The sequence below is a fragment of the Pseudoalteromonas sp. S3785 genome, assembly GCF_005887365.1.
Classification (GTDB): Bacteria; Pseudomonadota; Gammaproteobacteria; order Enterobacterales; family Alteromonadaceae; genus Pseudoalteromonas.
Window position 1 is genome coordinate 1 of record NZ_PNCT01000134.1, and the last position, 465, is coordinate 465.

The 465-nt window shown below is 37.6% G+C and carries 2 tRNA genes; both read left to right on the top strand.

Annotated elements, in window-relative coordinates:
* The first annotated feature begins 49 nt into the window (after nt 1–49).
* Nucleotides 50–126: transfer RNA gene (locus CWC17_RS18840), tRNA-Ile, on the top strand.
* A gap of 43 nt (nt 127–169) precedes the next feature.
* A tRNA-Ala gene (locus tag CWC17_RS18845) sits at nt 170–245 on the top strand.
* Nucleotides 246–465: the final 220 nt, after the last annotated feature.

The following is a 465-nucleotide window of genomic DNA, read 5'->3' on the forward strand; positions in this document are numbered from 1 at the left end:
TGTCCACACAGATGATTGTTAATTGTAAAGAGAACAACACTTATTGTTTGGGTCTGTAGCTCAGTTGGTTAGAGCGCACCCCTGATAAGGGTGAGGTCGGTGGTTCAAATCCACCCAGACCCACCACTTCTTTTGAAGTGTCATAACAGACAATAAGACCAGCATATGTGGGGCTATAGCTCAGCTGGGAGAGCGCCTGCCTTGCACGCAGGAGGTCAGCAGTTCGATCCTGCTTAGCTCCACCACTTTACTTCTTAAAAATAAATATTCTTTATCGGGTAGCAATAACACCTGAGAATAGAGTGTGTTTAATTTTGAGAAGTTTTTGATTCTCTGCTCTTTAAAAATTTGGAAAAGCTGATAATAAAATTCTGATAAATATTCGTATTTATCAAGAGTTTTCAAAAGTAAAAAATGCCATTGATTATTCAATAGAATAATTAATTGGTATCTACTTTAGTATTC